This window comes from Oryzibacillus soli (assembly GCF_051594765.1).
Lineage (GTDB): Bacteria > Bacillota > Bacilli > Paenibacillales > NBRC-103111 > Paenibacillus_AR.
On record NZ_JBPPGJ010000009.1, the window covers coordinates 32,686 to 51,893 of the forward strand.

The following is a 19,208-nucleotide window of genomic DNA, read 5'->3' on the forward strand; positions in this document are numbered from 1 at the left end:
CTTCAGTCGGATTATAGGCAAAAAGGCTGGAAACCGTTTGCCCGGTTCCAGCCTTTTTATCGACCTCACTTATCCTTCTTCGGCTCGTGCTTACGTTCAACCGCCTTCTCCAAGACGGGAGTCAGCTCCTCCTTCAGCTTGGCGACCAGCTGGTCCTTGGACATCCCCTTGGACTGGGCGATATCCGCCAGCGATTTGCCGGCCTTCAGCTCCTTCACCAAGTCCTCCTTGCTCATGCCCAGGATGGAAGCCATCTTCTCCGGACCGACCTGGGAGAGGACGCCGGCAGGGTGCTTCTTGGGGTGGCCTGGGCCATGGAAGCCGGTTTCCGGGCTCCAGCCCTTCTGGTTCAGCTTGCTGCCGATATGCTCCTGCAGCCGGTTCTTGATGGTGTCGGCCCGCTCTCGGGTCAGCTTGCCGGCCTTGACGGCCTCCTCCAGCTTGGCGGAGCGCTCAGCCAGCAGCTTCTCCTTCAAGGTGGCTTCGCTCATACCCTTGGAGGCGGCGATCTCCACCAGGCTCTTGCCCTCGGTCAGCTGCTTCTTCACGAGCTCTTGGTCCATACCGAGGATGCCTGCAGCCTCTTCGACGAGAGCCGTGCCGCCCTTGTGATCCTCCGTTTGCTTCCGCCAACGGTTCTTCATGTCCTGAAGCTGGGCGAATTGCCCGACGGTCAGCCCTTGGCGGGAAAGCCCGGAGGAACCCGCCGCAGCCGCGCGGTCGTTCCCGATCAAGAGTCCTCCCGAGATTGCAAGCGACAGCACCATGGCTCCGGCCAGCATCTTTTTGGCTTGTAACGTGTTCACTTCCATCACCTTCCTTTTCGCATTCAGGCTATATCCTGTGTTGTTATCTTCCATTCTATCCGATGAACCTTAAAATTACTTTAAGCCCAGATGAAATTCATATTACATTTTTACGTAGATCCGGACGTTTATTGATTCTTAAGATAAAAGATGGCGATCTGGGTCCGGTCCCGCAGATTCAGCTTGCTCAGGATCTCGGTGATGTAATTTTTGACCGTTCCTTCGCTTAAGAAGAGCTCCTGGGCGATCTCCTTATTGGACATGCCCTCGGAGATCTTGAGCACCACCTGCTGCTCCGCCTGTGTCAAGCCGTAGGTGTCCAGGCTTTTGCCGCCTGACGGCTTGACGGCTGCAGGGGCCTCGGAATCCCGGTGGAGAAGGCCGGCCAGCTTCTTGGCGATATGGGGATGGATCAGCATATTCCCGCCATGGACCGTCTTGATGCCCTCGATGATTCGGTCCGGAGGGATATTCTTCAGCATATAGCCTCCTGCGCCGTTCTGCAGGGCTTCGATGATGTACTCATCATCGTCGAAGGTGGTCAGGATGAGAACGGACACTTGGGGGAATTCGCTCTTGATGCGGCGGGTGCCCTCGACGCCGTCGCATTCCGGCATCCGAATGTCCATCAGCACCAGATCCACCGGATGGCTGCGGACGAATTCCACCGCCTCCGCTCCGTTCTGGCAGGTCCCGGCAACCGTTATCCCCGGATCCAAGTCGAGGATCAGCTTCAGACTCTCCCGGATGAAGGGGTCGTCGTCTACAATGGCCAAACGTATCATCCTATGTCACTCCTTAGGTTCTTAAGTTCGGACCGTCGGAATGCGGGTCGTCACCGCAAACCTGCCGGTCATATCGAATGCCAGCTCTCCGCCGACCAGACGGGTCCGCTCCTCCATGCCGCTGACGCCAAGTCCCTTGCGCCCCATGTCCTTGGGGACCGTGCCGTTGTTGCTGACCGTAAGCTCCACGCTGCTGTCCCCATACCGGAGCTCGACTTCGATCTCGTCGGCGCCTCCGTGGCGGATGGCGTTGGTGATCGCTTCCTGTGTGTTGCGGTATAGCACGATCTCGCAGCTGGGGTACAAGGGAACCGGTGCGCCCCGGACCTGATATCGGATGCGGAAGCCGGGCTCGCGGGACAGCTCCTCGATGAGCTTCTCCAGCGACCAGCTGTGAACGTCCGCCTCTTCCGGCTTCAGCTTCCGGACCGTCTTGCGCATGGACTCCATGCTGTCGGTGAGCTGGTCCCGGACCTGTCGGATCATCTCCATCCCCTTGTCCGGATGCTCGGGCATGATATGCAGCACCGCTTCCAGCATCATCTTCAAGCGGATGAGCTTGTGCCCGAGATCGTCGTGGATCTCCCGGGCGATGCGGTTGCGCTCCTCCGCCTGGGCGCTGTCCTCCACGATGCGGGCATATTCCAGGATCCGCGCCCGGGCTTCCTCCAGCTCATAATGCTTCCGTCGGAGCTCGTCATACAGCTGCTGCAGCTCTTCGCGGCCCACCTCCGTCTTGACGGAGCGGAACAGCACGAGGGACAAGGCAAGGAAGCCGGAATTGGCCTCGAAGGGACGGGCATCCGGCGCTCCGGACAGGGACAGATTCATCAGGATCAGGAGTACGCCTGCCAGCTGGAAGCGCAGGGCTGGAGCATGGCGGTCGAAGAGGGATACGGCCAGGGACCAGAACAGGATGAAGAGCATGCTTCCGTATGTATGCACGAGCCAGGCCGTCCAGACAGCCTCCGCCGCGAAGAGCAGCGTCGCGTAAGGCGCGGTAAGCGGCCGCTCCCGGATGCGTACCAGACAGAGCAGGAGCAGGATCTGGGAGATATAGACCGGGAAGGAAGAGATCTCGGTATAGTAAGGCATGGCCACGGCGGCAGCCAGTAATAACAGATAACGGAGGATGGCCAAAGGCGGATTCACGGCGGTCCCCTTCCCATAAAAAGGATGCGGCTTGCTGTCGTCATTATAGCACAAGGAAACCGGGGATGACTTTAGTCATTTCGCAAAGATGACGTTTTCTACCTGCCAAGGGAGGGCAGGGGACGTTATAATACTAACATGCAGAAGAGACGGCAAAAGGGGGTTACGGCCCGTGAGCATGGTCGCCATTCGAAACGTAGTGAAACGGTACGGCGGTACCTTATCCGTCGATCACCTGAATTTGAATATCGAGCCGGGGGAAATCTTCGGCCTGCTGGGCCCTAATGGGGCGGGCAAAAGCACGACGATTAAGATGCTGAGCGGCTTGATTCCAGCGGACCAAGGGGAATTGCTGGTTGACGGCTATTCGGTCGGCCGGGATCCGATGGAGGTGAAGCGCCGCATCGGTCTGGTCCCGCAGGAGCTGGCCATCTTCGAGGATCTGAGCGCCCGGGACAATATTGTCTTCTTCGCGAGGCTTCAGGGTCTTTCCGGGAGGCTGCTGGCCGAACGGGTGGAGGAAGCCCTAGAATTTACGGGCTTGAAGGAGCGTCAGAAGGACAGGCCCTCCAGGTTCTCCGGCGGCATGAAGCGACGGCTGAACATAGCCTGTGCCATTACACACCGCCCCAAGCTGATCATCATGGATGAGCCTACGGTGGGCATCGATCCCCAGTCCCGGAAGCACATCCTGGATTCGGTGAAGGAGCTGAACCGGATGGGTTCCACCATCATTTACACCACGCATTACATGGAGGAAGTGGCGGCGATCGGGACCCGGATCGGCATCATGGACCAGGGGCGCCTGATCGCCTGCGGGACCGAGCCTGAGCTCCGGGCTCTTGAGGGCAGTGGCGAGAAGCTGGTGATCCGAACGTCGGAGGTGAAGGAGGCTGCTCTGGAAGAGCTTCGCCGCCATCCGCGGATCGATAAGGTCAAAGCGGTGGACGGAAGCATCGAGCTTGAGATGAAAGCCAGCCAGCCCTACCTCCAGGACATCCTGTTCATCCTCTCCAAGCATGAGATGGCCGTCCGTTCCCTGGACCGGGTCGAGGCTAATCTGGAGATGCTGTTCCTGTCGCTGACAGGCAGGAAGCTCCGGGATTAGAGAGGGGGAGGACCTTGAAGCAGATCGCAACGATCGCGTATTACGAGCTGGTGCGGCTTATCCGATACCGCTCCGTCATCGTCATGCTGTTCCTGATGCCGCTTCTGCTGATTCTGATCCTGGGCTCGGCTCTGTCCACTTTCTTCGTGAACAAGCCGATCCAGGCAGGAGAGCTTCGGCTGGCTGTTCTGATGGAGGATGACGGCTTCATCCGGGACTCTCTCACGAGGTTTATGTCCGGAGGAGGGATGGGGGATACCCGGACCCTGAAGGTGTCCTCAGCAGAAGAGCTTACGGAAAAGCTGGCGAACGATGCAGCGGACGTGGGGATTGCCGTCCCGGCAGGCTTCAGTGAAGGGCTGCGCAAGGGAGAGAAGCCGGAATGGCAGTTTTTCCAAGGGAGCAATATCGTCAAGACCGTTGCCGCCCTTCAGGATTTCCATATGTTCTTCGACGGCTGGAACCAGCGCTTTGCGGAAAGCGGCAGCTGGTCCAAGGGAGAGATCCCCTTGGACACACCGGTGCCGGGTGCCCGGGTCAAGGGAGAGCTGGCGCTGGTCCAGAGAACGGGATGGCTGGAATCGATGACGACCTATACAGCGGTTCAATATTACGCCGCTCACATGCTGGTCATGTTCATGCTGTACTTCGCCATGTCCGCCGCCATCAACTTGGTTGCCGCCAAAGAGACGCATACGTTGTCAAGGATGCTGTCCGCACCGGTGCCTCCTTGGCGCATTCTTACGGGCCTGTTAGCGGGGCAGAGCGGCGTATTGGCTCTTCAGGCAGGAATCATCATCGGAGGTACTGCCATCCTGTTCGGAGCGGATTGGGGGAGAGACCTTCTCCTGCTGCTGCTTACGATTGCGCTCTTCATGGTGTTCTGCATGTCGATCGCCGTGATTACGGCTCTCTTGGCGTCCCGAAAGCAGCAGGTCATCGGCATCTTCCAAACGTTCGTCATCATGACCACTTTCCTGTCCGGCGGCTTTACGCCGGCCATTGGAGAAGTATTGTCGAGAATCGGCTCCTATACGGTCAATTACCGGGCCGTACACAGTATTCTTCGCATCATGCTGCATGACGAAGTGTCCGCCGTCTGGGTAGATATTCGCGCCACCGCATGGTTTGCAGCTGCAGCGGCAGGCGCAGCCGTTCTGCTGTATAGGAAGGTGGGGTACCATGAATAGCTTGTATTTGGCCTTGATGCTCGTGAAGCGGATTCTGGGGAAGAAGAAGCACCTTGTATTCCTCGTGCTCGTGCCTGCAATGTCTGTTTCACTGCTGATGACCCTGCTGGGGGACACCGCCAGCGACAAGATTCTGCTGGAGACGGTCAACCTGGACCGCGGAGGACTGGGGAAACTCATGGTCTCGGAGTGGGAGGATCATACGGAATTCCGGATCCGGCAGGCCGAAAGCAGCGTTGAAGCCGAGGACCGCGTGATGAAGCAGAAGTCGGAGGCGGCGCTCATCATTCCGGAGGGCTTCACCGAGGAGCTTCTCGCCGGCCGACAGCCCGCCGTCGAACTCAAGGAATTCAACTTTACCGAGGCGGCCTATCTCGTCGGCAATACGGTTGAGGCGGAAGTCAGGCAGCTAATCGGAACGGCGGAGCGGGTGCAGGCGTCAGGAAACTTGACCCAAGGGGAGGCGGTTTCCGAGATCAAGCGGATCTACCAAGAGAAGCGGGACAAGGCGGCGGTTTACCGGATCGAGAAGCGGGATTACATGAAAGGGCAGCGGGTCACCAATTCTACGGGGCTATTACTGATCTTCATCATGGCCATGGCAGGAGGGGCGATGTCCAAGATCCTGGAAGACCGCCGGAGCATGACCTTCCAACGGCTCTACGCCTCTCCGCTGCGCCATTGGGAGCTGATGGGAGGACATTTTCTCGGCTGCATGCTGGTGGGAACGATTCAGATCGTCTTCGTGCTGACGGTTTCCCGTCTCCTGAGTCGAGGGGATTACGGCATCTCCTTCGGGGCTCAGCTGCTGGTATTGGAATGCTTCCTGCTCGCTTCACTGGGGATCTTCGCAGCCTTAGCCGTCTTCAACAAAGGGGCGGAGCAGAACAACATGCTGCATTCCCTCATCATGACCCCCACCTGCATGCTGGGAGGCTGCTTCTGGCCGGTGTCGGTTATGCCCGAGCCCATGCAGAAGCTGTCCAACTTCGTACCCCAAAAGTGGGTCGTCGAGGCCGTGGCCAAGCTGGCGAACGGCGCATCCCTTCGCGATATTCCGTATCACCTGGGAATTGTGGTTTTGTTCGGGGTCGTACTCCTAAGCTTCGGGACGGCCATCATGAATCCGGAGGAGAGCCCGCGGGTTTGACGGCTCTCCGCTCCTTGCGCTTCCTCCCTAGAAGGGGGGAGGCGTTCTTTTTGCAGGTCAAATTGAATACGCTTACAACATAGGCGGACGGCAAGAAAATAGTCAATAAACCAAGTTGCTAATTCATACATTTCATAATAAGATATAGAAAAGGGTGAATTGTCAGAACATTCAGTCATCATTTGACAATTCCCATGCCGGTCCCCCGGCGCGCGGAGAGATCCTGGCTGTTGGCTTACCTTTATCATACGGGAGGGGATTGCCGTGAATAAAAGTCATGAGGTGGAATACTGCAACCTGGAGCTAAGGTTTGATCGGCGGCAAATCCGTTATTTCATCAAGGCCCTGATACAGGAAGGCTTCTCTCTGTACTGGAACGAAAGCGACCAGCATTTCATCATCTCCATCCGTTCCGGACGGAAGCTTGTGAAGCTGAAGTTCCAGCGGATCGGAGAACGGTACAAAATTATCGGCAATTACTCCATCAAGGACGAGAAGCTGGCGGAGCTTATGGAGAAGATGATCGGGGACACTCGGGGACACGCGATAGTCAAGCGCTTCCGCGACAGACAGATTCTGATCGAGAATATTATGTTCGGCGAGATCATCCGGACGGTGGAGATATCGGGGGTGGAGCATAAGGTGTTATTCCAACGGGAACCAGTGATCACGACGGAGCACATCATGCAGGCCTTCAAGTCCAGCCGGATCGAAGAGCGGATTCCGGTGCTTAAGCTGGAGCTGAATTACGAGCTGGCCGTACTGCACGAAGCCCTCGCCGAGGACGACGCGGAGAAAGCGGACCATGCCCTGAAGCGTCTGGAGGAGCTGAGACAGGAGATGCTGATGCTGGAATGCTAAAGCGGCATATCAAACCCATCTTACATGCGAGGATCTGCGCACATCGATGCGCGGATCCTTTTTTATGGGCATAAGGAAGGCTAGGGGGCGGGAACAGGGCAGACTATGGTCGGATGAAGGGGAAGGCAGCGGGTAAAAGATTTGAATGGGCTTGCCAACCGATTCGAAATTTTTTATCATAAATGTGTCAAAAAGTTGAAATATTTTTTCTAATTTTGTGACGAGATTTTATGATCGTTCGTATTGTTAACGTGTGCAGAGTGTGTTATCATCATGTCAGAGGTGAAAGGCATGAGTGTCACGATCAAAGATATCGCCCGATTGGCGCAGGTATCTCACACGACGGTATCCCGCGCGTTGAATGACAGCCCGCTTATCAATTCGGAGACGAAAGAGAAAATCAAGCAAATCGCCGAGGAGATGGGGTATACCCCTAACTTCAGCGCCAAGAGCTTGGTTATGGACCGATCTTATAATATCGGGCTGTTTTTTTCAACGCTGGCCACCGGCACGTCGGCGGGGTTCTTTTATGAAACCGTCCGCGGCGTTAATAGCGTGATTAAAGAAGGCTACAATATGGTGGTCCGGGGAATCGACGACTATGAGCATTTCCGTTCGATTCACCGCAAGAGCTTCGACGGCGTCATCGTCATGAGCCAGAGCTCGAAGGACGACCCGTTTCTCCGCCACTTGGGCGAGGCCGGGATTCCGCATATTGTCCTGAACCGCAGGGTGGACGCGCCGAAGGGCATGAACATTCTGTCGGATGACTGCCAGGGAGCCTACAAGGCCGTGGAGCACCTGATCCGCCACGGGCACCGCCGGATCGCCATCATCGAAGGGAAGGAAGGCTTCCAGTCGACGGCCGAACGGAAGGAAGGCTACTTGAAGGCCATGACCGACCACGGCATTCCCTGTGAGCCCGAATACCAGGCGAAGGGCAACTATGATCTGAAGAGCGGCTATAACGCCATGCGCAAGCTGTTGAAGCTTGAGCCTCGTCCCACCGCCGTGTTCTGCCAGAACGACGACATGGCCGTCGGTGCTATGAAGGCCATTGCGGAGGAGCGTCTCGACGTTCCGGGCGACATCTCCGTCGTCGGCTTCGACGACAGCATGTTCTCGGCCTTCCTGTCTCCGGCGCTGACCACGGTCAAGCGGCCCATTGAGGAGATCAGCCGCCAGGGGGCGATGCTGCTGCTCGAATCCATCGAGAACAAGCAGCATACCGGGGATATCATCCATCTGAACACCGAGCTGGTGGTCCGGGAATCCGTCCGCAAGCCTCCGGCCCAGTAAGCAACGATTGCCTTAGCGAAAGTGTCCGTCCGGCGCCCGCGCCGGAGGCGCTTCCGCTTGAGACATATAGCACCACCACATTAAACCAAGGGAGGATTTCGTTCAAAATGGGTATTTTCGCAGAAGTGTTTCAAGCAATGAATCATGGGGAAGCAACAGCGGTTGAAGGCGTGAAGGTCTATCCCCGTTCTCTCGAAAAAGCAGAGGGCACCACTCTGCTGATGGCGAAGCACGGCTACGATAAAGTCCTGTTGGCGGTAGGCTCCGGCGCTTTGTACAGCGAGCTGCAGGGCGAAGAGCAGGACGGCGGCAAGGTATGCCCGCTCTCCCATGCGAACCGTCTTACGTTGAACAAATTCTTCGATTACACCGTGCCGCGCGCATTCGGCACCCAGATCGCCACCTTCGGCTTAGGCGACCGTCTTGGCCTGGCTTCGCCGGGTCACATCCAGACCATCCGCGGCCGCAACATTCGTCCGATTCTGGCCCAGCAGAGCATCCGTGAGCTGGCACTGACCGGACGCGATTATAAGCAGGTGGTGGACGCGGCCAGCTTCGCGGCTTTCCAGGAAGGCTACAAGGACGGCTTCGGCGCCGACGGCGATCACCTGAAGGTGGAAGCGGACATCAAGATGTCTCTGGACCTGGGCTTCACCATGCTGACGCTGGACTGCTCCGAGAAAATCGACAATAACGTGGAGGGAACCTCCGCCGAGTCCATCGAAGCGAAGTACAACGCCCTGCCTGCGGACGTCCGCGCCTCCTTCGAGAGCAAGTATCTGGGACAGACCTTCCAGGTGGGCAGCCATTCCATCTCCTTCGAGAAGACCCAGCTTCAGAAGTATGTTCTCATCTACGGGGAAGCCGTCAACTTTATGGAATACATCTACCGGACCTATATCGTGAATGCCGGCCGTGCCGTCGACTTCGAGATCTCCATTGACGAGACCGCCACTCCCACGGATCCCGCCGCTCACTTCCTGGTGGCCAAGGAGCTGTACGACAAGGACATCTCCATCTACAGCATGGCGCCCCGCTTCGTAGGCGAGTTCCAGAAGGGGATCGACTACATCGGCGACATCGCCCAGTTTGAGAAGGAGCTGGCCGTACATGCCGCCATCGCCGACCACTTCGGCTACAAGCTCAGCATCCACTCCGGAAGCGACAAGTTCAGCGTGTTCCCGCTGGTGGCCAAGTACACCTCCGGCCGCTTCCACGCCAAGACCGCCGGCACCAACTGGCTGGAGGCCGTCCGCACCGTCGCCAAGGTTAACCCGGGCCTGTACCGGAAGATGCATCAGTATGCGCTGGAGCACTTCGAAGAAGCCAAGGCGTACTATCATGTGACGACTGACGTATCGGCCATCAAGCCGCTGTCCGAGGTGTCGGACGCCGAGCTCCCCGAATATATGAACGACAACAACGCGCGCCAGCTGCTGCACATTACTTACGGTCTGCTTCTGCAAGCGAAGGATGCCGCCGGCCAGCCGCTCTTCAAGACCGAATTCTACCACACGCTGAGCGATCAGGAAGAGGCATACGACGCAGCGCTCGCCGCCCATATCGGCAAGCACCTGGACCTGCTCGGCAAGTAAGGGCCGTATTCGACAATCAGTCAGGAGGCTGACGACAGTGAGTATTCTTCGCAAGCTATTGGATGACATCCCGGTTCCCCAGGTGGTCCGAATCCGCCAGAAGTTCGACGCCACCAAGCTTGAGAATCCGGTGGAGACGCTCCAAGAGGAGTTGAAGAAGCCCGGCGGCATCGACCGCATCCAGCCGGGCCAGCAGGTAGCGGTTGCCGTAGGCAGCCGCGGCATCGCCAATATTGCGGCCTTCACCCGTGCGACCGTAGACGCCATCAAGGCGGCCGGAGCTCATCCGTATATCGTGCCCTGCATGGGCAGCCATGGCGGCGCGACGGATGCGGGTCAGAAGGAAGTGCTTCACCACCTGGGCATTGATGAGGAGACCATGGGGGTGCCGGTACGGTCCTCCATGGAGGTCGTCAAGCTGGGCGAACTGCCTAATGGCCTGCCGGTCTATGTGGACCAGATCGCCTCGACAGCAGATGCTATCGTGGTCATCAACCGGGTGAAGCCCCACACGGCCTTCCGGGGCCGGATCGAGAGCGGCATCATGAAGATGATCGCCATCGGCCTGGGCAAGCAGAAGGGCGCGGAGGCCTGCCACCAGATGGGCTTCAAATATATGGCGGAGAACGTGCCGGCCATGGCCAAGATCATGCTCGACAAGCTGCCGATCGTCTTCGGCGTGGCGCTGGTGGAGAATGCGTACGACCAGACCTGCCGCATCGAGGTGCTTCCGGCCGAAGAGATCGAAGCCCGCGAGCCCGCTCTGCTGGAGGAAGCCAAAGCCCGCCTGCCCAAAATCCTGTTCGATCAGATCGATGTGCTGGTCATTGACTATATCGGCAAGAACATCAGCGGCGACGGCATGGATCCGAACGTCACCGGACGTTATCCGACCGAATATGCCCATGGCGGTCCCGACGTTTCCAAGATGGTCGTCCTCGACCTGACTCCGGAAACCAAGGGCAACGCCAACGGCGTCGGGACGTCGGACTTCACGACCCAGCGTCTGGTGGATAAGATGGACCGCCCGGCGACTTACGCCAACGGCCTGACCTCCACCGTATGTGCGCCGACCAAGATCGCCACCACCCTGGAGAACCAGCTGTATACGATCAAGGCGGCGGTCAAGACCTGCAACATTCTGGATTACACCACCTGCAGACTGGTCCGGATCCGCAATACCCTGCATCTGGGGGAGATCGAGATTTCCGTCAATCTGCTGGAGGAAGCCAGGAAGCATCCGGATATCGAGATTCTGACGGAGCCGTACGACCTGCCGTTCAACGAAAAGGGTGATCTGTTCGAATGAGCCTTCTCGCCAAGAAGCCTTATATCGTCGCGGCGGACATCGGCACCACCAGCACGAAGACGCTGGTGATCCGGGCCGCCGACGGCACGGTTCTGGCATCCCACTCCATCGAATACCCGCTCTACACGCCTAAGGCGGATGTGGCGGAGCAGGACCCGGACGAGATCTACCGGGCTGTTGTCGACGGAGTAGGGGCCGTCATTCGTAAAGCGGGCGCTGCGCCGGAGGAGATTCTCTGCGTCTCCTTCAGCTCAGCCATGCACAGCCTGATTGCCGTCGATCGCGGCGGCAATCCGCTGACCCGCTGCATTACCTGGGCCGACAACCGCGCCGCGGCAGTGGCCGACCGGATCAAGAAGGAACACCAGGGCCTTGAGATCTACCGGCGCACTGGTACCCCAATCCATCCCATGTCACCCTTCGTCAAGCTGGTCTGGATGAAGGACGCCATGAAAGAGCTCCACGCCGCCGCCCATAAGTTCATCGGCATCAAGGAATACGTTCATTACAAGTGGTTCGGCGATTATTACATCGATTATTCCTGCGCTAGCGCCACCGGACTCTTCAATCTGAAGGCACTGGATTGGGATGAAGAAGCTTTGGCATTGGCCGGCATTACGGCAGACCGGCTGGCGAAGCCCGTCTCCACCACCCACATCCTGGAGGGAATCGAGCCCGGCGTGGCTTCGGCCATGGGCTTGCTGCCGAGCACGCCGGTTGTGGCGGGCGCTACGGATGGAGTGCTGGCCAACCTGGGCTCCGGCGCTTTCGAGCCCGGCATCTTCGCCGTCTCCATCGGTACGAGCGGCGCAGTCCGCTCCGTCGTCCGGGAGCCTGTTACGGATCCGGAAGGCCGGTTGTTCTGCTATGCCTTGAAGGAGGATTTCTGGGTCATCGGCGGTGCCATCAACAACGGCGGCATCATGTTCCGCTGGGTCCGCGATCACCTGGCCACGCTGGAAGCGGAGGAAGGGCGAAAGCTCGGGCTGGATCCGTACGACCATCTGACCCGCATCGCCGAAGGCGTGCCGGCAGGCTCGGAGGGCTTGATCTTCCTGCCGCTGTTAGCCGGTGAACGGGCGCCTTATTGGAACGCCAACGCTCGGGGTGTGTTCTTCGGCCTCTCTCTGGCCCATGAGAAGAAGCATATGATCCGCGCTGTCTTAGAAGGCGTCATCTACCGGATTCATTCCGTTGCGGAGGCGCTGGTGGAAACCGCAGGCAAGCCCAAGGAAATTCGGGCGTCGGGCGGGTTTGCACGGTCGCCGTTCTGGAGGCAGATCATGGCGGATGTGACCGGTACGCCGGTCGTCGTTCCGGATGCTATCGAGGCTTCCGGTCTGGGCGCCGCACAGCTTGGACTTCTGGCTCTGGGAGAAGTGAAGGATTTTAACGGGATCCATGCATGGGTTCGGACGGGCAACCGTCATGAAGCCGATGCGGCCCATCATGAAACTTACAAAGAATTGACAAGGATTTATATGGAAGTGTATCATCAATTGGGCTCCCAATTCGATGATATCGCAGCGTTCCAGAAGAAGTAACGCCATCATTCGATCAACTTGGGAGGGGTTCACATGAATCTGTTCGACTTATCCGGTAAAACAGCGATTATCATTGGCGGCAACAGCACCTTGGGCAGTTCCATGGCGGTGGCCCTCGGCGCATACGGCGCGGCTGTGGCGGTAGTAGGACGCAATCAGGAGAAGTCCCTGGAGGTCGTCAAGCGCATAGAGGAAGTGGGCGGCAAAGCCAAAAATTTCTATGCGGACGCCACCAGCGTGGAGGATCTGCGCCAGGTGCTGCAGGACGTAGTGGTTTGGACCGGCCGCGTGGATATCCTGATGAACTGTCCGGGCAAGAACAGCGCTACACCGTTCTTCGACATCACCATGGAGGAATGGGATTCCATCATGGACGCGAACCTGAAGAGCGTCGTATTAGCCTGCCAGGTTTTCGGCAAACATATGGTAGAGCAAGGCTTGGGCGGAAGCATCATCAACATTTCCTCCGTCTCCTCCAGCCAGCCGCTCTCCCGCGTCTTCACCTATTCCGCCTCCAAGTCGGCGGTCAACAGCGTGACCCAGTACCTGGCCAAGGAGTTCGCTCCGGCCAATATCCGCGTCAATGCCATCATCCCGGGCTTCTTCCCGGCCGAGCAGAACCGCAAGATCCTCTCTCCGGAGCGGATCGACAGCATCATGAAGCATACGCCGATGAACCGGTTCGGGGAACCCGACGAGCTTCAAGGAGCGGCCATCTTCTTGGCTTCCGACAAAGCATCCAGCTTCGTAACCGGATCGATGATCCGTGTCGACGGCGGCTTCGGCGCCATGACCATATAATCCGCGCACGTCAATTCAAGATAAGGGTGGGAATAAACCATGTCTAAGCAGCAAATCGGGGTCGTCGGTCTGGCCGTTATGGGCAAGAACCTGGCGCTCAACATCGAAAGCCGCGGCTTCTCCGTATCCGTGTACAACCGTTCTCCGGAGAAGACCAAGGAGATCCTGGAGGAAAATCCGGGGAAAAACCTGGTGGGCACTTATTCCGTGGAGGAGTTCGTTCAATCTCTTGAAACGCCGCGCCGGATCCTCATCATGGTCAAGGCGGGTAAGCCGACGGACGACACCATTAACCAGCTGATCCCGTACCTGGATCAAGGCGACATCCTGATCGACGGCGGCAACGCCTACTTCCCGGACACCCAGCGCCGCAACAAGGAGCTGGAGGCGAAGGGCTTCCGCTTCATCGGCACCGGCGTATCCGGCGGTGAAGAAGGCGCGCTGAAAGGCCCTTCCATCATGCCGGGCGGCCAGCGCAGCGCCTACGAGCTGGTGGAGCCGATTCTGACGGCCATCTCCGCCAAGGTAAAGGGCGATCCCTGCTGTACCTACATCGGTCCGGACGGAGCAGGCCATTATGTCAAGATGGTGCACAACGGCATCGAGTACGGTGACATGCAGCTGATCTGCGAAGCTTACCAATTGCTGAAGGAAGGTCTGGGCCTCTCGACCGAAGAGCTGCATGAAATCTTCGCCGAGTGGAACAAAGGGGAGCTCGACAGCTATCTGATCGAGATCACCGCCGATATCTTCACGAAGTACGATCCGGAGACCGGCAAGCCGATGGTGGACATCATCAAGGATACCGCCGGACAGAAGGGTACGGGAAAATGGACCAGCCAAAGCGCGCTGGACCTGGGCGTACACCTTTCCCTGATCACCGAATCCGTCTTCGCCCGCTTCATCTCCGCGATGAAGGATGAGCGCGTTGCGGCCAGCAAGGTGCTGACCGGTCCGGCTGCCACACCGCTGTCCATGGACCGCGGCGAGTTCATCGAAGCTGTGCGCCAAGCCCTCTATGCAAGCAAGATCTGCTCGTACGCCCAAGGCTTCGCTCAGATGAGAGCGGCCTCTGAAGAGTACGGCTGGAATCTGGACTACGGCAGCATCGCCATGATCTTCCGCGGTGGTTGCATCATCCGTGCCGCTTTCCTGCAGAACATCAAGGACGCGTACGACCGCAATCCGGAGCTGAAGAACCTGCTCCTCGACGAGTATTTCAAGGGTGTCATCGACAAGTACCAGGCTTCCTGGCGCAAGGTCATTGCCGCTGCCATTACGCAGGGCATTCCGGTGCCGGCGTTCTCCTCGGCCTTGTCCTACTATGACAGCTACCGCACCGAGCGTCTGCCGGCGAACCTGCTGCAGGCGCAGCGCGACTACTTCGGCGCCCATACCTTCGAGCGTACGGACAAAGAGGGCTTCTTCCACTTCCAATGGATGAAGTAAGCTCCGGCTATTTCTTCCCGTGCAGACCATAGACGGCTTCGGCCATCCACTGGCGGAGCCTGTCGGCGTCCTGGTCATAGAAGGGCCGGCGGTGAAGCATCAGCATGGAGATCTCCGCGAAGTACCGGAAGTTCTTCAATAAGCGTGGCTGGGAAAGATCCAGAAGGTCGGGGTCTTCCTCGGCCACCTTTTTTTTGATATAGTCGAGGAGCCAAATCACATCGTCCTTACATAACGGATGCTGCGGGTCCAGCAGCTGCTCCAGCGTGCGGCCCGAGGGTTGGGGCAGGGGGGCGGGATGCAATCGGGATCCACTCCTTTTCCACATAAATAGGGGTACTACCATCCTTACTGAAAAAAAACCGTTTTATTCATGCTATTTTGTAAAATTTAGGATATGGGGGAGGTTGTACGATGTACCGGAATGTGATCCTGGTCGGATTCATGGGCACGGGCAAAACCACGGTCGGCCGCTTGCTGGCCGATGAGCTGGGATGGACGTTCAAGGACTCGGACGCGGAGGTGGAGGAGAGGGCCGGCATGGCCATTCGGGAGATCTTCGCGGAACAAGGGGAAGAGAGGTTCAGGGAGCTGGAAACGGAAGCGCTTCGGATCCTTCTCGCAGGGGAGAAGCGGGTCGTGTCCACAGGAGGAGGGGCCGTACTTCGGGAGGAAAACCGGAGGCTGATGGCCGAAGGGGGCCTGGTCGTGGCCTTGAATGCAGGGGAAGCGGCCATCATTGCCCGCGTTAGCGGGGATCCCAACCGTCCGCTCCTGCAAGGAGATGTGGAGCAGCGGGTCCGCACCCTGATGGAGGCAAGGCGGGAAGCGTACCGCTTCGCCCCGCTTCAGATCGATACGGAACCGCTGACCGCCGAGCAAGTGGCTGCGATCATCAGGGAGGAGCTTCCCGTCTAAAGCTGCCCCCGCACTTCAAGGCTGTCCGTAGGCAAGCATGCCGCCGGTCATATTTTTCAGCCCGGTGTAGCCGTGCTGCTGCAGATAATCGTAGGCCCGGCTGCTGCGGCCGCCGCTTCTGCATACGAGAATGACCTCGTCATCCCTGGAGAGTTCGGCCAGGCGTTCCGGCAGCTCTCCAAGGGGAATGTGCTTGGCGCCGGGTATCATTCCTTGCGCGACTTCATCATACTCCCGCACGTCCACAACATTTAACGCTTCACCGCGTTCCAGCCGTTCCCGGACCTGCTCCGGCGTAATGGCTTCCATCTCCGGCATCATCGGCACACTCCTTCGTTATGATCTGATTGTTCCATCGGATCCCGGCCGCTTCGCAAGCGGGGCGGGACCCTCTTCTTAGCCTAGCGGATAGGCCATGGACGAGTCAAATGAACCGCGATTCAGGCCCGCTCGGGTTCCCAAGCCCTGCCGCGTATGGTAAACTGTCTGTAATCATTTCGACCATTATGCTTACAAACCGGCTGCTGCCAGCCGTTAATTAGGAGGCGTCCACGAACATGAAGGGCTTCAATGCGATCGTCAAACCCACTCCGGTCCTGCGGGGGGAAATCCAGGCCTTATCTTCCAAGAATTATACGACCCGCTATCTTCTGATCGGCGCCTTGGCGGACGGGACAAGCACCGTCTATTATCCGGCCCACAGTGAGGACAGCGACGCCATGAGACGCTGCATCCGCGATCTGGGAGCCGTCGTGGAGGAAGACGACACCAAGATGACCATTACCGGCTTCGGACGCCATCCGCTGCCGGTGAAGGAGCTTAACGTCGGCAATGCGGGAGCCGTGCTCCGTTTCCTGATGTCCGTAGCGGCCTTCTGTCCCGAGGTGACCTTCGTCAATATGTACCCGGATTCATTGGGTAAGCGTCCTCATCACGATCTCATCGATTCGTTGGAGCAGATGGGGATCGGTGTGGAGCATCGGGAAGGCAAGCTGCCCATCACGATCCGGGGCGGACAGCCCCGAGGAGGGAAGATCACCGTATCGGGTAACGTCAGCTCCCAATTCTTAAGCTCGCTGCTCTTCATGACTCCGCTTCTTGATGAGGACAGCGAGATCGAGGTGCTGCATGATCTGAAGTCCAAGGTAATTGTTGGACAGACGCTCGAAGTGATGGAGCAGGCAGGAATTCGGGTGGAAGCCAGCGAAGATCTAATGCATTACAAGATTCCGGGCAAGCAGCGCTACGAAGCCAAGGAATATGTGATTCAGGGCGATTATCCGGGCTCAGCGGCGATTCTGGCTGCCGCGGCGGTTACACAATCGGATGTGCGGGTTCACCGTCTTGCGGAGAACAGCAAGCAGGGCGAACGGGCCGTCGTGGATGTGCTCCAGGCGATGGGGGTGTCCCTGACCCATGAGAACGGCACCGTGCACGTCACCGGCAGCGGCAAGCTGAAGGGCGGCGAATTCGACGGGGATCACTTCACCGACGGCGTTCTGGCCATGGTGGCTGCCGCCGTATTCGCCGAAGGCACCACGCGCTTCTATAATGTGGAGAACCTCCGGTACAAGGAATGCGACCGCATCAGCGACTTCGCAGCGGAGCTGAACAAGGCGGGAGCCCACGTAGAGGAGCGTCAGAGCGAGATTATCGTTCACGGCAAGCCTGAGGGCGTCAAGGGCGGCGTGGAGATCAACGCCCATTACGACCACCGTGTCATCATGGCCTTGACCATCGTGGGTCTCCGTTCCGAGCAGGGGCTCGTGATCAAGGATGCCCATCACGTGGCCAAGTCCTATCCGCAGTACTTCCAGCACCTGCTGGCGCTGGGAGCCGATATCGAACTCGTCGCTCAAGACTGACACGACAAAATTCACCGCGAAGAGTGATCGAAGATGAAAGTGCTATGGAAGCTCCTGAAATACACAGCCAGCTTCTTCATGCTGGTGGGGCTTGTCTTTGCCAGCGGAGTATTCAGTGTGCTCCTCTATGGCAAAATAACGGGGAAGGAATGGGCGATCACCTACCGGGTGGCGGATGCCGCCCCGTTGACGTCCGCCCCTTCGGCCCAACCGGTGCCGGAGCCTACTCCCGCTCCCAAGGCCCCTGAGCGCAAAAGCTCGGTTATGCTGGATGCTCCGGTGTTCCGGCAGCATCCCGAGCTTCCCTCGGGCTGTGAGATTACCAGCTTGTCCATGCTCCTTCATTATGCTGGAGTGGCGAAGACCAAGATGGACCTCCTGCCCGATATGAAGCGGGACACGACGCCTATCCAGCGTGCGGGGGACGGGACCATCCTGTTCTGGGGCAATCCGAACCGGGGGTTCGTCGGGGACATTACGGGGAAGAGTAAGGGCTTCGGCATCTACCATGCGGCCCTCTTGGACTTGCTGAAGAAATATGTGCCGAGCGGACTGGATCTGACCCGGAGCTCCTACGAACGGCTGGAGGAGCAGCTCTCCGCTGGGGTTCCTGTACTGGTCTGGACCACCATCGACTACCGGGTTCCCTCCAGCTGGACGGTGTGGGACACTCCGGACGGTCCCATTCAGACCACCTTCATGGAGCATGCGGTTCTGCTCGTCGGTTATGATGAGGAGAGCGTGTATGTCAACGATCCTTGGACGGGCAAGGCCAAGTACAAGGTGAACAAAGCCCAGTTCGTCGAAACCTGGGAAGCCATGGGGCGTCAGGCCATTACCTACAAGAGCCAGAACGGCTGACAGCTGTAGGGTGAAGAGGCCGGTCCCGTATGAGGAGGAACTTGATATGGCATTCGAAAACCCGAGCCGGGATGAGATCAAGAGCATCCTGGAGAATACGAAGAATATTGCCGTCGTCGGCCTGTCGGACAGCCCGGACCGGACGTCCCATATGGTAGCGGCCGCCATGCAGGACCGGGGCTACCGGATCATCCCGGTTAATCCGAAGGGCGCCGACACCATATTAGGCGAGAAGCGGTACGACACCTTGTCCGATGTGCCGGAGCCCATCGACATCGTGAACGTCTTCCGCCGCAGCGAGCATTGCCTGCCGGTGGCAGAAGAGGCGGTGAAGGTCGGAGCCAAGGTGCTCTGGCTGCAGCAGGGCATCATCAATGAAGAGGCAGGTCAAGTGGCGGCCGATGCCGGCCTTGTGGTCATCATGGACCGCTGCATTAAGGTGGAGGACGCCATCACCCGTCCGGCACGCTGATCCAGCATTCAGGCAGGAAGCTCCGGAAGGGGCTTTTTTGCTG

General features: G+C 58.4%; 19 protein-coding genes. 14 read left to right on the top strand and 5 right to left on the bottom strand.

What is annotated here, in order from left to right; translation table 11 throughout:
• Positions 1–65: 65 nt before the first annotated feature.
• The 3 genes from ACSEXW_RS13480 to ACSEXW_RS13490 all read right to left on the bottom strand — a co-directional run bounded on the left by ACSEXW_RS13480 (position 66) and on the right by ACSEXW_RS13490 (position 2,743).
• Entirely contained in the window at positions 66–806 is a 741-nt protein-coding gene (locus tag ACSEXW_RS13480) for a hypothetical protein (RefSeq protein ID WP_438446683.1), read from the bottom strand.
• A 128-nt stretch (positions 807–934) separates the two neighbouring features.
• Positions 935–1,591 (bottom strand): response regulator transcription factor, encoded by a 657-nt coding sequence (locus ACSEXW_RS13485; RefSeq protein WP_438446684.1) that lies wholly within the window; start codon positions 1,589–1,591, stop codon positions 935–937.
• A gap of 21 nt (positions 1,592–1,612) precedes the next feature.
• The gene (locus ACSEXW_RS13490; protein WP_438446685.1) at positions 1,613–2,743 is read right to left on the bottom strand and encodes a sensor histidine kinase; all 1,131 of its coding nucleotides are present in this window, start codon (positions 2,741–2,743) and stop codon (positions 1,613–1,615) included.
• Between the two features lie 172 nt (positions 2,744–2,915).
• On the opposite strand from ACSEXW_RS13490, the gene ACSEXW_RS13495 reads away from it, so the two are divergent.
• The 10 genes from ACSEXW_RS13495 to gnd all read left to right on the top strand — a co-directional run bounded on the left by ACSEXW_RS13495 (position 2,916) and on the right by gnd (position 15,049).
• The gene (locus ACSEXW_RS13495; protein WP_438446686.1) at positions 2,916–3,851 is read left to right on the top strand and encodes an ABC transporter ATP-binding protein; all 936 of its coding nucleotides are present in this window, start codon (positions 2,916–2,918) and stop codon (positions 3,849–3,851) included.
• Positions 3,852–3,865: 14 nt separating this feature from the next.
• On the top strand, positions 3,866–5,041 hold the full coding sequence (locus ACSEXW_RS13500) for an ABC transporter permease (protein WP_438446687.1): 1,176 nt from the start codon (positions 3,866–3,868) through the stop codon (positions 5,039–5,041).
• Positions 5,034–6,191, top strand: coding sequence for an ABC transporter permease (locus tag ACSEXW_RS13505; protein WP_438446688.1), 1,158 nt, complete (start codon positions 5,034–5,036; stop codon positions 6,189–6,191). Before ACSEXW_RS13500 ends, ACSEXW_RS13505 begins: the two co-directional genes overlap by 8 nt.
• A gap of 264 nt (positions 6,192–6,455) precedes the next feature.
• Positions 6,456–7,052, top strand: a complete 597-nt coding sequence (locus ACSEXW_RS13510; protein WP_438446689.1) for a YkzI domain-containing protein — start codon at positions 6,456–6,458, stop codon at positions 7,050–7,052.
• A 291-nt stretch (positions 7,053–7,343) separates the two neighbouring features.
• A complete protein-coding gene (locus ACSEXW_RS13515; RefSeq protein WP_438446690.1) occupies positions 7,344–8,351 on the top strand; it encodes a LacI family DNA-binding transcriptional regulator in 1,008 nt (335 codons plus the stop codon).
• A gap of 107 nt (positions 8,352–8,458) precedes the next feature.
• Positions 8,459–9,946: a tagaturonate epimerase family protein gene (locus tag ACSEXW_RS13520; RefSeq protein ID WP_438446691.1), complete on the top strand. Its 1,488-nt coding sequence runs from the start codon at positions 8,459–8,461 to the stop codon at positions 9,944–9,946.
• 37 nt (positions 9,947–9,983) lie between these two features.
• The gene (locus ACSEXW_RS13525) at positions 9,984–11,255 is read left to right on the top strand and encodes a nickel pincer cofactor-dependent isomerase, group 22 (RefSeq protein WP_438446692.1); all 1,272 of its coding nucleotides are present in this window, start codon (positions 9,984–9,986) and stop codon (positions 11,253–11,255) included.
• A complete protein-coding gene (locus tag ACSEXW_RS13530) occupies positions 11,252–12,799 on the top strand; it encodes a gluconokinase (protein ID WP_438446693.1) in 1,548 nt (515 codons plus the stop codon). Before ACSEXW_RS13525 ends, ACSEXW_RS13530 begins: the two co-directional genes overlap by 4 nt.
• Before the next feature lie 33 nt (positions 12,800–12,832).
• Entirely contained in the window at positions 12,833–13,600 is a 768-nt protein-coding gene (locus ACSEXW_RS13535; protein WP_438446694.1) for an SDR family oxidoreductase, read from the top strand.
• A 39-nt stretch (positions 13,601–13,639) separates the two neighbouring features.
• Positions 13,640–15,049 carry an NADP-dependent phosphogluconate dehydrogenase gene (gnd, locus tag ACSEXW_RS13540; protein WP_438446695.1) on the top strand — a complete coding sequence of 470 codons (1,410 nt, stop codon included), beginning with the start codon at positions 13,640–13,642 and terminating at the stop codon, positions 15,047–15,049.
• A gap of 7 nt (positions 15,050–15,056) precedes the next feature.
• Here the strand turns inward: gnd and ACSEXW_RS13545 are convergent, their stop codons facing one another.
• Positions 15,057–15,353 (bottom strand): hypothetical protein, encoded by a 297-nt coding sequence (locus ACSEXW_RS13545; RefSeq protein ID WP_438446696.1) that lies wholly within the window; start codon positions 15,351–15,353, stop codon positions 15,057–15,059.
• 110 nt (positions 15,354–15,463) lie between these two features.
• Here ACSEXW_RS13545 and ACSEXW_RS13550 point away from each other — a divergent pair, with 110 nt between their 5' ends.
• Positions 15,464–15,967 carry a shikimate kinase gene (locus ACSEXW_RS13550; RefSeq protein ID WP_438446697.1) on the top strand — a complete coding sequence of 168 codons (504 nt, stop codon included), beginning with the start codon at positions 15,464–15,466 and terminating at the stop codon, positions 15,965–15,967.
• A 15-nt stretch (positions 15,968–15,982) separates the two neighbouring features.
• Here ACSEXW_RS13550 and ACSEXW_RS13555 read toward each other — a convergent pair whose 3' ends face one another.
• A complete protein-coding gene (locus ACSEXW_RS13555; protein WP_438446934.1) occupies positions 15,983–16,285 on the bottom strand; it encodes a rhodanese-like domain-containing protein in 303 nt (100 codons plus the stop codon).
• 239 nt (positions 16,286–16,524) lie between these two features.
• On the opposite strand from ACSEXW_RS13555, the gene aroA reads away from it, so the two are divergent.
• The 3 genes from aroA to ACSEXW_RS13570 are packed head-to-tail and all read left to right on the top strand — an operon-like array spanning position 16,525 to position 19,165.
• Positions 16,525–17,832, top strand: a complete 1,308-nt coding sequence (gene aroA / locus ACSEXW_RS13560; RefSeq protein WP_438446698.1) for a 3-phosphoshikimate 1-carboxyvinyltransferase — start codon at positions 16,525–16,527, stop codon at positions 17,830–17,832.
• Positions 17,833–17,865: 33 nt separating this feature from the next.
• The gene (locus ACSEXW_RS13565; protein ID WP_438446699.1) at positions 17,866–18,693 is read left to right on the top strand and encodes a C39 family peptidase; all 828 of its coding nucleotides are present in this window, start codon (positions 17,866–17,868) and stop codon (positions 18,691–18,693) included.
• Between the two features lie 46 nt (positions 18,694–18,739).
• Positions 18,740–19,165 carry a CoA-binding protein gene (locus tag ACSEXW_RS13570; RefSeq protein WP_438446700.1) on the top strand — a complete coding sequence of 142 codons (426 nt, stop codon included), beginning with the start codon at positions 18,740–18,742 and terminating at the stop codon, positions 19,163–19,165.
• The last annotated feature ends 43 nt before the right edge of the window (positions 19,166–19,208 follow it).